Source organism: Micromonospora echinaurantiaca, from assembly GCF_900090235.1.
Taxonomy (GTDB): domain Bacteria; phylum Actinomycetota; class Actinomycetes; order Mycobacteriales; family Micromonosporaceae; genus Micromonospora; species Micromonospora echinaurantiaca.
This window is the reverse complement of record NZ_LT607750.1, coordinates 6,685,546-6,698,974: the sequence shown is the minus strand read 5'-3', so window position 1 is coordinate 6,698,974 and position 13,429 is coordinate 6,685,546. Positions and strand designations below refer to the sequence as shown.

General features: G+C 72.9%; 8 protein-coding genes. 4 read left to right on the top strand and 4 right to left on the bottom strand.

The annotated features are described in order from the left end of the window. On the bottom strand, positions 1–1,338 hold the full coding sequence (gene hemL / locus GA0070609_RS30450) for a glutamate-1-semialdehyde 2,1-aminomutase (protein WP_088996972.1): 1,338 nt from the start codon (positions 1,336–1,338) through the stop codon (positions 1–3). 188 nt (positions 1,339–1,526) lie between these two features. Between hemL and GA0070609_RS30445 the strand changes: the two genes are divergently transcribed. Then, positions 1,527–1,862, top strand: a complete 336-nt coding sequence (locus GA0070609_RS30445) for an STAS domain-containing protein (protein WP_088996971.1) — start codon at positions 1,527–1,529, stop codon at positions 1,860–1,862. 160 nt (positions 1,863–2,022) lie between these two features. Here the strand turns inward: GA0070609_RS30445 and GA0070609_RS30440 are convergent, their stop codons facing one another. After that, positions 2,023–2,577, bottom strand: coding sequence for a response regulator (locus tag GA0070609_RS30440; RefSeq protein ID WP_088996970.1), 555 nt, complete (start codon positions 2,575–2,577; stop codon positions 2,023–2,025). After that, positions 2,574–6,941, bottom strand: coding sequence for a HAMP domain-containing protein (locus GA0070609_RS30435; protein WP_088998059.1), 4,368 nt, complete (start codon positions 6,939–6,941; stop codon positions 2,574–2,576). The genes GA0070609_RS30440 and GA0070609_RS30435 overlap by 4 nt, the downstream gene beginning before the upstream one ends. A gap of 360 nt (positions 6,942–7,301) precedes the next feature. Between GA0070609_RS30435 and GA0070609_RS30430 the strand changes: the two genes are divergently transcribed. Further along, complete coding sequence (locus GA0070609_RS30430) at positions 7,302–9,383, top strand: SpoIIE family protein phosphatase (RefSeq protein ID WP_088996969.1); 2,082 nt, start codon at positions 7,302–7,304, stop codon at positions 9,381–9,383. Positions 9,384–9,448: 65 nt separating this feature from the next. After that, positions 9,449–9,880, top strand: a complete 432-nt coding sequence (locus GA0070609_RS30425; protein ID WP_157748334.1) for a hypothetical protein — start codon at positions 9,449–9,451, stop codon at positions 9,878–9,880. 10 nt (positions 9,881–9,890) lie between these two features. Here GA0070609_RS30425 and GA0070609_RS30420 read toward each other — a convergent pair whose 3' ends face one another. Continuing rightward, on the bottom strand, positions 9,891–11,240 hold the full coding sequence (locus tag GA0070609_RS30420; RefSeq protein WP_088996967.1) for an FAD-binding oxidoreductase: 1,350 nt from the start codon (positions 11,238–11,240) through the stop codon (positions 9,891–9,893). A gap of 87 nt (positions 11,241–11,327) precedes the next feature. Between GA0070609_RS30420 and GA0070609_RS30415 the strand changes: the two genes are divergently transcribed. Further along, on the top strand, positions 11,328–13,424 hold the full coding sequence (locus GA0070609_RS30415; RefSeq protein WP_088996966.1) for a S9 family peptidase: 2,097 nt from the start codon (positions 11,328–11,330) through the stop codon (positions 13,422–13,424). Positions 13,425–13,429 lie beyond the last annotated feature (5 nt).

Genomic DNA, 13,429 nt, shown 5'->3' with positions numbered 1-13,429 from the left:
CTACCCCCCGAGACCCGCCGACGCCGCCGCGGCGGCCGCACCCGGCAGCGCGGCGGCGATCTGTTCCAGCGCGGCGTCGTCCAGCGCCGCCGACACGAACCACGATTCGAACGCGCTCGGCGGCAGGTAGACCCCGGCCGCGAGCATCGCGTGGAAGAACGCCTTGAAGGCCGGCACCTGCTGGGTGCGGGCACTGTCGTAGTCGACCACGTCGGCGTCGGTGAAGAAGATCGAGAACATGCTGCCCGCGTACGACAGCCGGTGCGGGACCCCGGCGGCGGCCAACGCGTCGGACGCCAGCTTGCCCACGACGGCGGCCGTCTCGTCGAGCTTGCGGTAGACCGCCTCATCGGCCAGCCGCAGCGTGGCCAGGCCGGCGGCGCAGGCCAGGGGGTTACCGGAGAGCGTGCCGGCCTGGTAGACCGGGCCGGCCGGGGCGAGCCGGGCCATGATCTCCGTGCGCCCGCCGAACGCCGCGGCGGGCAGCCCGCCCCCCATGACCTTGCCGTACGTCCACAGGTCGGCGTCGCTGGCGTCGAGGCCGTGCCAGCCGGAGCGGGAGACCCGGAACCCGGTCATCACCTCGTCGACGACGAGCAGCGCGCCGTGCGCGTGCGCGATCCGGGCCAGTTCCTGGTTGAAGCCGTCGCGCGGGGCGACCACGCCCATGTTGCCCGCGGCGGCCTCGGTGATGATCGCGGCGATGTGCTGCCCCTCGGCGGCGAACGCCTCCTCCACCGCCCGGACGTCGTTGTACGGCAGCACGATGGTCTCGCTCGCCGCGGCGCCGGTGACGCCGGGCGAGTCGGGCAGGCCGAGGGTGGCCACGCCGGAGCCGGCGGCGGCGAGCAGCGCGTCGACGTGCCCGTGGTAGCAGCCGGCGAACTTCACGATCTTGGAGCGGCCGGTGAAGCCGCGGGCCAGCCGGATCGCCGACATGGTCGCCTCGGTGCCGGAGTTGACCAGCCGGACCTGCTCGACCGGCGTGCGGTCGACGATCTCGGCGGCCAGCTCCACCTCACCGGGCGTCGGAGTGCCGAAGCTGGTGCCCCGGGCGGCGGCGGCCTGCACGGCGGCGACCACCTCCGGGTGGGCGTGACCGAGGATCAGCGGCCCCCAGGAGCAGACCAGGTCGACGTAGCGCCGGTCGTCGGCGTCGTAGAGCCAGGGACCCTCCCCCCGGACCATGAAGCGCGGGGTGCCGCCGACGGCGCGGAACGCGCGCACCGGCGAGTTCACCCCGCCCGGCACGAGGGCGCGGGCGCGGTCGAACAGGGCCTCGGAGGCCGGCGCGTCGGCCGGGTAACGGCCGGATCCGGCGGGAAACATATCGGTCACGATGCGGCCATTGTGTCAGCGCCGGACGGCGAATCGGCAGGCACCCCGCGCGGGGGTTACCAGTCTCACCCGGTCGCACCGCCGACCGGCGGCCCGCCACGCGCCCGGCCGGCGATCGGGCGTCCGGATCGGGCCCGGTCGGCTCGCCTCGACGGGCCGGGCGGTCGAGATCGCGATAGGGTGACCGGGTGGATCGTGCCGAACTGTCCATCACGGTACACCGGACGGGCGACGAAGCAGTGCTGCGCCTCGCCGGTGAGATCGACATGCTCACGGCCGCCCAGCTGTCGACCGTCGTCAATGAGGTGCTGACCGACCCGCCACCGCGCATCGTGCTCGACCTCGGCGGGGTCACCTTCTGCGACTCGCAGGGCCTGGGCACCCTGGTGGTACTCAGCCGCAAGGCCAGTCACGCGCAGAGCCTGCTCGTCCTCACCCACGTGGGCGACTTCCTGCTCCGCGTCCTGGACATCACCGGCCTCCGCTCCGCCCTGATGATCCGCAACGACCAAACCACCGGCTGACCCCCTCCCCACCCGCGCCCCCCGCCCGGGTTCCCGGGTTCCCGGGTTCCCGCCCGGGTTCCCGGGTTGATCATGAAGTTGTTGCCGCCCCTCGTCCGAAATGCGGCAATTAACTTCATGATCAACGCAGGGGCCCGGGTGGGTGGGAGGTTCCGGGGGGTTAGGGGGTGTTGCCCCAGCGGGCTTGTTCGAGGATCTCCACGGCGCGGTGGTGGGCGTCGGAGTCGTCGGCGCGCAGCAGGGTGGTCGCCTCGTCCACGGCGTCGGTGAGCATCCGCCACTGCGCGTCCCGCTCGCGCACCAGGTCGGACTGGGCGGCCAACTGCCGGGTCTTGACCCACAGCTCCACGAAGACCGACACCTTGGCGCGCAGCACCCACGGGTCGAACGGCTTGGTGAGGTAGTCGACGGCGCCGACCGCGTACCCGCGCAGGGCCAGTTGGGCGTCCCGGTCGGCCGCGGTGAGGAAGATGATCGGCACGTGCCGGGTACGCTCCCGGCGCTTGATGTGACTGGCCGTCTCGAAGCCGTCCATCTCCGGCATCTGGGCGTCCAGCAGGATCACCGCGAAGTCGTCCACCAGCAGTTGCTTCAGTGCCGCCTCGCCGCTCTCCACGGCGACCGACTGGACCGGCAGCCCCTGGAGGATCGCCTCCAGTGCCATCAGATTCTCCCGCCGGTCATCGACCAGCAGCGCCTTCGCCATCTGGGTCACGAGCTCTCCTCGGTCCGGCCGCCGCTGATCCAGGACGCCATGAGCTCGATCAGCTCGTCCAGGTCGACGGGTTTGGTGATGTAGTCGCTGCCGCCGGCCTCCAGGGCGGACTCCCGGTCCCCGGGCATCGCCTTCGCGGTCAGGAAGACGATCGGCAGGTCGGCGAAGCGGTGATTACGCCGGATCTGCCGGGTCGTCTCGTAACCGTCCTGGTCCGGCATCATCGCGTCCATCAGGACGATGTCCACCTCCGGATGCTCGGCCAGCAGGCGAACGCCGTCCGCCCCGTTGTCCGAGTACAACACGGTCATGCCGTGCAGTTCCAACGCGCTGGTCAGCGCGAAGACGTTCCGGACGTCGTCGTCCACGATCAGCACGGTGGCTCCCTCGAGCCGCCGGGTGGTCGGGCCGGGCGTCGGCTCGGTCAGCTCCACCGGCGGCATGAGCAGCGAGGACGGCAGCCCCGCGCGGGACGGCGACGGTGGCAGCGGGGCCACCACCGCGTCCGGCGCCAGGACGTCCGGCACGAAGAGCGTGAACGTCGAGCCCTGCCCGGGCGCCGAGGTCACGCTGATCGCGCCGCCGAGCAGCCGGGCCAGGTCGCGGCTGATCGACAGCCCCAGCCCGGTGCCGCCGTAGCGGCGGCTGGTGGTGCCGTCGGCCTGCTGGAACGCCTCGAAGATCAGCGACAGCTTGTCGTCGGAGATGCCGATCCCGGTGTCGATCACCGTGAAGGCGATCACCTGCCGGGCGTTGACCAGGGCCGGCACGTCGAAGACCTCGTTCTCCGCGGCCGGCGCGATGCGCAGCGTCACCGCGCCGTTGTCGGTGAACTTGACCGCGTTGGAGAGCAGGTTGCGCAGGATCTGCTGCAGCCGCTGGGCGTCGGTGACCACCGCGGACGGCAGGTCCTTGCTGACCCGTACCTGGAAGTCCAGGCCCTTCTCCTCGGCCTGCGGCGCGAACGCCTGCTCGACGTACGCGCGGATCTCCTCGAACCGGACCTCGGTCGGCTGGACGTCCATCCGGCCCGCCTCGATCTTGGACAGGTCGAGGATGTCGTCGATCAGCGAGAGCAGGTCGGAGCCGGCGCTGTGGATGGTCCGGGCGAACTCGATCTGCTTCGGGGTGAGGTTCTCCTCCGAGTTCTCGGCCAGCAGCCGGGCCAGCAGCAGCAGCGAGTTCAGCGGCGTCCGCAGCTCGTGGCTCATGTTGGCCAGGAACTCCGACTTGTACGCCGACGCCCGGGTGAGCTGCTGCGCCTTCTCCTCCAGGCCCAGCCGGGCCAGCTCTATCTCCCGGTTCTTGGTCTCGATGTTGCCCTTCTGCTCGGAGAGCAGGGTGGCCTTCTCCTCCAGTTCGGCGTTGGTGCGCTGCAGCTCCGCCGACTGCTCCTGCAGTTCGAGCGCCAGCCGCTGGGACTGGGCCAGCAGCTCCTCGGTGCGCCGGTTCGCCTGGATGGTGTTTACCGCGATGCCGATGGTGAGCACCAGCCGCTCCAGGAACGACAGGTGCAGCTCGGAGAAGGGGGTCACGCTGGCGAACTCGATCACGCCGAGCAGTTCGCCCTCGAAGAGCACCGGCAGCACGACCAGGTCGGCCGGCGGCGTGTCGGCCAGCCCGGAGCGCAGGGTGAGCCGCCCGTCCGGCGCGCCGCCGACCCGGATGGTCCGGCGGGAGAGCGCGGTCTGGCCGACCAGCCCCTCGCCCGGCCCGAAGGTCACGTCGTGCCCGCGCGCCACGTAGCCGTACGAGGCGGTCAGCCGCAGCCGCATCACGCCCTCGGAGGTGTCCGCCAGGAAGAACGCGCCCAGTTGCGCGTCGACCAGCGGGGTCACCTCCATCATGATCATGCGGCAGACCTCGCCGAGGTCGCGCTGGCCCTGGAGCAGGCCGCCGATCCGGGCCAGGTTCGAGTCGAGCCAGCCCTGCTCGGCGTTCTTCTTGGTCGTCTCCCGGAGGGTGACGATCATCTGGTTGATGTTGTCCTTCAGCTCGGCGACCTCGCCCTGCGCCTTGACCGCGATCCGCTGGGTCAGGTCGCCCCGGGTCACCGAGGTGGAGACCTGGGCGATCGCGCGCAGCTGAGTGGTGAGCGTCGAGGCGAGTTGGTTGACGTTCTCGGTGAGGTCCCGCCAGGTGCCGGAAACCCCCTTCACCTGGGCCTGGCCGCCGAGCTTGCCCTCGCTGCCCACCTCACGGGCCACCCGGGTCACCTCGTCGGCGAACGACGAGAGCTGGTCGACCATCGTGTTGACGGTGTTCTTCAGCTCCAGGATCTCGCCCTGGGCGTCCACGGTGATCTTCTGGGACAGGTCGCCCTTGGCCACCGCCGTGGTCACCGAGGCGATGTTGCGTACCTGGCTGGTCAGGTTCGACGCCATCGAGTTCACGTTGTCGGTCAGATCCCGCCAGGTGCCGGAAACCCCCTTCACCTGCGCCTGGCCGCCGAGCTTGCCCTCGGTGCCCACCTCACGGGCCACCCGGGTCACCTCGTCGGCGAACGACGACAGCTGGTCGACCATCGTGTTGACCGTCGACTTCAGCTCCAGGATCTCGCCCTGCGCGTCGACCGTGATCTTCTGCGACAGGTCGCCCTTGGCCACCGCCGTGGAGACCTGGGCGATGTTGCGTACCTGGGCGGTCAGGTTCGACGCCATCGAGTTCACGTTGTCGGTCAGGTCCCGCCAGGTGCCGGCGACCCCGCGTACCTGGGCCTGGCCGCCGAGCTTGCCCTCCGTGCCCACCTCACGGGCCACCCGGGTCACCTCGTCGGCGAACGACGACAGCTGGTCCACCATCGTGTTGACCGTCGACTTCAGCTCCAGGATCTCGCCCCGGGCGTCCACGGTGATCTTCTGCGACAGGTCGCCCTTGGCCACCGCCGTGGTCACCGAGGCGATGTTGCGCACCTGGCTGGTCAGGTTCGACGCCATCGAGTTCACGTTGTCGGTCAGGTCCCGCCACGTACCGCTGACGCCCTTGACCTGGGCCTGACCACCCAGCTTGCCCTCGGTGCCCACCTCGCGGGCCACCCGGGTCACCTCGTCGGCGAACGACGACAGCTGGTCCACCATCGTGTTGACGGTGTTCTTCAGCTCCAGGATCTCGCCCTGCGCGTCGACCGTGATCTTCTGCGACAGGTCACCCTTGGCCACCGCCGTGGAGACCTGGGAGATGTTGCGCACCTGGCTGGTCAGGTTGCCGGCGAGCTGGTTGACGTTCTCGGTGAGGTCGCGCCAGGTGCCGGAGACCCCGCGCACCTGGGCCTGACCGCCGAGCTTGCCCTCGGTGCCCACCTCACGGGCCACCCGGGTCACCTCGTCGGCGAACGACGACAGCTGGTCCACCATCGTGTTCATGGTGTCCTTGAGCTCCAGGATCTCGCCCTGGGCGGCCACGGTGATCTTCTGCGACAGGTCGCCCCGGGCCACCGCGGTGGAGACATGGGCGATGTTGCGCACCTGGCTGGTCAGGTTCGACGCCATCGAGTTGACGCTGTCGGTGAGGTCCTTCCAGGTGCCGGCGACGTTCGGCACCTCCGCCTGGCCGCCCAGCTTGCCCTCGGTGCCCACCTCCCGGGCCACCCGGGTCACCTGCTCGGCGAAGAGCCGCAGGGTGTCGGTGAGGTAGTTCATCGTGTCGGCCAGCTCGGCCACCTCGCCGCGCGCCCCGACGGTGATCTTCTGCGACAGGTCGCCCTTGGCCACCGCCGTCGCCACCTGGGAGATCGACCGCACCTGGCCGGTGAGGTTCGACGCCATGGTGTTCACCGAGTCGGTGAGGTCCTTCCAGGTGCCGGCGACGCCGCGGACGTCGGCCTGGCCGCCCAGCTTGCCCTCGGTGCCCACCTCGCGGGCCACCCGGGTCACCTCGTCGGCGAACGAGGAGAGCTGGTCGACCATCGTGTTCACGGTGCGCCCGATGCGCAGGTACTCACCGCGCAGCGGCCGGCCGTCGATCTCCAGCGCCATGTGCTGCGAGAGATCGCCGTCGGCGACCGCCACGATCACCCGGGCGATCTCGGTGGTCGGCCGGCCCAGGTCGTCGATCAGCGAGTTGATCGCCCGCTGGCCCTCCGCCCACGAGCCGTCCAGCCCCTCGTCGTCGAGGCGTTCGGTGAGCCGGCCGTCCCGGCCGACGATCCGGCTGATCCGGCGCAGGTCGAGGTACTGCCGCTCCTGGAGGGAGACCACCTCGTTGAAGGCGTCCGCCACCTCGCCCGCCCGGCCCGCCCGCCTGGGCAGCCGGACCTTCAGGTCGCCGCGGCGCACCCGCCGCAGCGCCTCGGTCAGCTCGACGAGGACCGCCTCGTGGTCGGGCGCGGTCTGGTCCGCGGCTACCGACTGTTTCGCCGTGGTCATCATTCCTCGCTCACGTCGGGGGCCACCGGTGCGTGCCGGCACGTTGGCATCCCATCATTGTGCCCGCGAGCTCGGCCAGCGCCACGTCGCGCGGCCGCTCGGCACGCGCAAACCGACGTCCGCCGCCCGGCCCGGCCCGCCGCGCCAACCCGATCGGGACCACTCCGGGCCCAGCCCGGAGGGCTCGCCGCCGTCCCGCCCCGGCCACGCCCGCACCGCCTCGGGCGCCCGCTTTCGCCGGGATCGAGCCGACCGTCCGGAGCGCGGCGCTCCCCGCGAGACCGCCCGCGGCCCGGTCGGTGGGACCGGCCGGCGGGGGATCGGCTTGGCACCGGGCGGGTGGCGGTGGAGGATACGGGGGTGGCAGCGGAGGCAGGCCCCACGACGACCGGGGGCCCGGACGAGCATGTCCGGCGGGTCCGGCTGCCCGCCGACCGGCGTACGCCCGCCGCCGCGCGGGCCGTCGTCCGGTCGGTGCTCGCCGAGGCGGATCTCGACCAGCTGCTCAACGAGGCGCTGCTGCTGACCACCGAACTCTCCACCAACGCGGTCGAGCACGCCGGCACCGAACTGGACATCGAGGTCGTCGCCGACCGTACCGGGCTGACCGTGATGGTGTCGGACTTCGCGTCCGGCCCGGTCGACGAGCTGACCGTGGGCGTCCGCAACGACGCCACCGAGATCACCGAGGTCGCCGAGCGTGGCCGGGGCCTGCTGCTGGTCGACCACTTCGCCAGCCGGTGGGGCACCACCTACCTGCCCAGCGGGAAGGGCGTCTGGTTCCGGCTGGACCGGCCCGACGCGCCGGGCGACGAGCCGGCGGCCTTGGGGGCGGAGGCGGCGACGCCGGGCAATGGCGGGAGCGGGAGCACCACCGGGGAGAGCTCCGCGCCCAGCGCCGGCGCGATGAGCGAGCTGATGCAGACCAGCCCCGACCCGTACGCCGAGGACCCGCTGCCCGACTTCGCGACGAGCCTGCTCACCCGGGTCGCCGAGATGGTCGGCGCCACCGGCGGCGTGGTCCGGTTGGACCGGGGCGACGGGCAGGGCCCCCAGGTGCTGGCCCGGTACGGCCGCCAGCCCCGGGCCGACCACGAGCTGCTCCGGGTGCCGCTGACCGTGCACCGGCCGTACGCCGGCGAGCTGGAGCTGGACGCGGCGCCCTCGGCGTACGCCCGGCCGCTGGCGGCGCTGATGGCCGAGCGGCTCTCGCTGCACCTGGAGAACGACCGGCTGCGCCGGGCGGACGTGCGCCGGCAGGCCTGGCTGACCTTCCTCGCCGAGGCCAGCGAGCTGCTCGCCCAGTCCCTGGACGTCGAGTTGACCATGGCGCTGATCCCGCAGCTGGTGGTGCCCCGGCTCGGCCAGTGGTGCGCGGTGCACACCACCGACGAGTGGGGCCGGCTGCGGCTGGCCGCCGCCAGCCACGCCGACGAGTCGATGCTGCCGCAGCTGCACGCGGTGCTTCGGGAGACCGGCCCGGACTCGATCCAGGCCCGGCTGCGCGAGGCGTCCCGCAACGGCACCCAGACGCCGCTCGGCACCCCGATGGAGGGCTTCGCGGTGCCGCTGATCGCCCGCGGGCAGCGGCTCGGCACCCTGGCGGTGGGCCGGCCGCAGCGGCACCGGCACGACCCGGACGAGGTCGCCGTGCTGGAGGACGTGGCCCGCCGTGCCGCGCTGGCCATCGAGAACGCCCGGATCCACGCCGAGCGCCGCCGGGTGGCGCAGACCCTCCAGCAGTCGCTGCTGCCGCCGGTGCTGCCCGTGGTCGAGGGCATCGGCTTCGCCGCCGAGTACGTCCCGACCGGCGACGACGCCGACGTCGGCGGCGACTTCTACGACGTGCTGCCGCTGCCCGACGGGCGCTGGCTGGTGGTGGTCGGCGACGTCTCCGGCAAGGGGGTGCAGGCGGCCGCGGTCACCGGCCTGGTCCGGGACGTGATCCGGGTGCTGGTCGGCGACGGCAAGCCGCTGCCCGAGGTGCTGTCCCGGCTGAACGAGACACTGGTCGAGCGGGGCAGTGGGCGCTACTGCACGCTGGCCCTGGCGGCCGTCGGCCCCGGCGAGCGCGACCAGCTCGACGTCTCGCTGCACCTCGCCGGCCACGACCGGCCGGTGCTGGTGGGTGCCGGCGGCGGCGCGACCTTCGTCGGCACCGGCGGCACCGCGCTCGGGCTGCTCGACTCGATCGCCTCGCCGACGGCGGAGCTCTCCCTCGACCCCGGCGACGCGCTGATCTTCTACACCGACGGGGTCACCGAGCGCCGGCGCGGCCGGGAACTCTTCGGCACCGACCGGCTCCGGGACGCCGCCGCCCCGCTGGCCGGCTACTCGGCGGACGTGGTGGCGGCCCGGCTGCGGTCCACCGCGATCGGGTTCTCCGGCGAGGCGCCCCGCGACGACATCGCCATCCTGGTCCTTCGCAACGACGCCGGCTGACCGGCCGGCCGAGCGACCCGTCCGGCGGGACAGCTCGGCGTGGCCGCGCGGGCTAGGTTGGTGGCATGTCGAGTGCCGTGCAGACCGCCCCCGGCCGGGTGCCCCTGCTGCGCACCGTCCTCGCGGCGCAGTTCGCCCTCGTCACCGCGTCCGTCGTGGTGACCGGGATGTGGTTGGGCCGGATGGCCGCCGGCGGCGTCGGCCCCGCCGAGCTGGCAACCGGGGCGTACGACCCGAAGGACATGGTGCCCTTCGGGATGTCCGTGGCTAACCCGTTCACCTGGCTCTATCTGGCGGTGTCGCTGCTCTTCCTCGCCGGCCTGGTCGCGGTGCCGCTGCTGGCGTGCTACTCCCTTCTGCTGCTGATCCGGGACCGGGCGGAGACGCCGCGCCGGACCCGGCGGCAACTGCTGGCGGTCACCGTCGCCGCGGTGACGGTGACCGCCCTGCGCTTCGCGCCGGCCGGCACCGAGCTGACCCGCTGGTGGCTGGACTGAGCCAGACGGATCACAAGCCGCCGGGGAGGCGGCCGGGGGCGAGCCGGTGGTGCGGGTCGAGGTGCTCCTTGGCTTCCCGCAGCCGGGCCAGCCCGGCCAGCTCGCCCCACAGGTCGACCGCCCGTCGCACCGGCGCCGGCGCGGCGAGCACCACGCACCGGCCCTTGCGGGCGAGCAGCACCCCGCGTACCGCGGCGAGGATCGCGGCGACCCGGTCGGCGGGCAGCGCCCCGGGCAGGGCGGCGTGCACCACGCCCAGCCCGGCCGAGCCGCGGACCGGCACCGGGGCGCCGGCCGCGTCGCGCAGCGCGTAGACGGCGGCGTGCAGGTCGGTGATCGGCACCTCGATGCGCAGGGCGGTGTCGCCCGGGGCGAACGGGTAGCGCCGCCACCACCCCGGCGCGGCCTGCTGGGTGGCCGACCCGTCGCCGAAGAGCGCCACCAGCCGCTCGGACCGCTCGACCACGTCCGCTGGGCCGCCTTCGAGGAGCACCGCCAGGCTGCCGGCAGCGGCCGGGCCGGTCGACGCGCGCCCCGTCATGGACGGATGACGCGCCATCGCCGCGGCCCGGCCGCGCGGCACCGGCCGGGATCCCGCGCCGGCCGGCAGATCCAGCTCGACGGCGGCCGGGTCGAGCCGGGCGGCGAGCAGCGTACGCACCAGGTCGTGCACCTCCAGCGGAGTCCACACCGGACGGGTGACCCAAACCCGGCGCGCCGGGGCGGCCTGCACCCGCAACGTCGCCGAGACCAGCACGCCGAGCGCCCCCTGCGAGCCGCAGAGCAGCCGGGCCAGCTCCAGCCCCGGCGCGCCACCGCCGGCGCTGACCAGTTCGCCGTCGGCGTCGAGGTAGCGCAGGCCGACCAACTGGTCGCAGGGGGTGCCGTGGCGGTGCCGCAGCGGCCCGGCCTCGCCGGCGGCGAGCACCCCGCCGAGGGTCGCCCCGGGCGAGGGCGCGTCCAGCGCCAGCCGCTGCCCGGTGCGCTCCAGGGTGGCCTGTACGGCCCGGAGCGGGGTGCCCGCACCGACCTCGGCCGTCGGCGCCCCCACCGGCTCGTGGCCGATCCCGGCGAGCCGGCCGGTGTCGAGCAGGATGTCGACCCGGTCGGGCGCGGCGCCCCAGTCGATCTTGGTGCCGGCGCCCCGGGACACCACCGTCAGGTCGTGCCGAGCGGCCAGCCGGAGCACCTCGGCGGCGGCGGCCGGGCGGCCGGGCACGGCGACCCAGCGGGCCGGGCGGCCGGCGACCTCGTCGGCGGGGCCGGCGAAGCGGGCGAACGGCGGGCCGCAGATCTCGGTCAACCGCCGGGTGATGTCGAGGGCTCCGGGTCGATCGGTGGAACTCGCTGCAGCCGCCATGCCGGTCATCGTACATGTGTTCGAAAGCCGGTGGTGACGCGTCGCCTAATCGGGCGACGGACGGCGGCCGGCCGGTAACGTGACGCCGTGACCACCGAGACTTCCGTTCCCGTGGCGAAGCGGGTGCCCAGCGAGCGCACCCACCACGGCGACACCGTCGTCGACGAGTACGCCTGGCTCGCCGGCAAGGACGATCCGGCGACGATCGCCTACCTGACCGCGGAGAACGCGTACACCGAGGCGCGCACCGCCCACCTGGCCGGGCTGCGCGCGGAGCTGTTCGAGGAGACCCGCCGGCGCACCCAGGAGACCGACCTGTCGGTGCCGACCCGCAAGGGCGGCCACTGGTACTACACCCGCACGGTCGAGGGCCAGCAGTACGGCGTGCACTGCCGCCGGGCGGTCCGCGACGGCGAGACCGAGCCGCCGGTCAGCGCCGACGGCGCCCCGCTGGACGGCGAGGAGGTGCTGCTCGACGGCAACCTGCTCGCCGAGGGGCACGACTTCTTCGCGCTCGGCGCCTTCGACGTCAGCCCGGACGGGCGCTGGCTGGCGTACTCGACGGACTTCTCCGGGGACGAGCGGTTCACCCTGCGGGTGAAGGACCTGACCACCGGCGAACTGCTCCCCGACGAGATCCCCGGCACCTTCTACGGCACCGCCTGGTCCGCCGACGCGTCGGTGCTGTTCTACCTGACGGTAGACGACGCGTGGCGGCCACACCGGGTCTGGCGGCACGTGATCGGCTCGGCCGCGGGCGACGACGTGGTGGTGCACCAGGAGGACGACGAGCGGTTCTGGGTCGGGGTCGAGTTGACCCGCTCGGAGCGGTTCATCCTGATCGACATCGCCAGCAAGGTGACCAGCGAGGTACGGGTCATCCCGGCCGGCAACCCCACCGGCGCGCCGGCGGTCATCGCGCCCCGGCGGCAGGGTGTGGAGTACTCGGTCGAGCACCACGGACACCGGTTCCTGATCCTGCACAACGACGGCGCGGAGGACTTCGCGCTGGCGTACACCTCGGCGGACGCGCCGGGCGACTGGGTGCCGCTGATCGAGCACCAGCCCGGCACCCGGCTGGAGTCGGTGGACGCGTTCGCTGACCACCTGGTCGTCTCGCTGCGCAGCAACGGGCTGACCGGGGTGCGGGTGCTGCCGGTCGGCGGCGGCGACCGGTACGACATCGACTTCCCGGAACCGATCTACAGCGTCGGCCTGGACGCCAATCCGGAGTACCGCACCACCCAGCTGCGGCTGCGCTACACCTCGCTGGTCACGCCCGACTCGATCTACGACTACGACCTGGTCACCCGGCAGATGGTGCTGCGCAAGCGGAAGCCGGTGCTGCCCGGGCCGGACGGGCGGCCGTACGACCCGGCCGACTACGAGCAGCACCGGGACTGGGCGCTGGCCGACGACGGCACCCGGGTGCCGATCTCGCTGGTCTGCCGCAAGGGCACCCCGCGCGACGGTTCCGCGCCCTGCGAGCTGTACGGCTACGGCTCGTACGAGGCGAGCATGGACCCCTGGTTCTCGGTGGCCCGGCTCTCCCTGCTCGACCGCGGGGTGGTCTTCGCGGTGGCGCACACCCGAGGCGGCGGCGAGCTTGGCCGCCGCTGGTACGACCAGGGCAAGCTGCTGGCCAAGAAGAACACCTTCACCGACTTCGTGGCCTGCGCCCGGCACCTGGTCAAGACGGGTTGGACGGCCAGCGACCGGTTGGTCGCCCGGGGCGCCTCGGCGGGTGGGCTGCTGATGGGCGCGGTGGCCAACATCGCCCCGGACGCGTTCGCCGGCATCGTCGCGCAGGTGCCGTTCGTGGACGCGCTCACCTCGATCCTCGACCCGTCGCTGCCGCTGACCGTCACCGAGTGGGAGGAGTGGGGCAACCCGCTCGACGACCCCGAGGTGTACGCGTACATGAAGTCCTACACGCCGTACGAGAACGTGGCGGCCCGGGACTACCCGGCCATCCTCGCGGTGACCAGCCTGAACGACACCCGGGTGCTCTACCACGAGCCGGCCAAGTGGATCGCCCGGCTGCGGGCCACCGCACCGCAGGGCGACTACCTGCTGAAGACCGAGATGGGCGCCGGCCACGGTGGACCGAGCGGCCGGTACGACGCCTGGAAGGAGGAGGCGTTCATCAACGCCTGGATCCTCGACCGGCTGGGCCGCGCCTGAGGCGT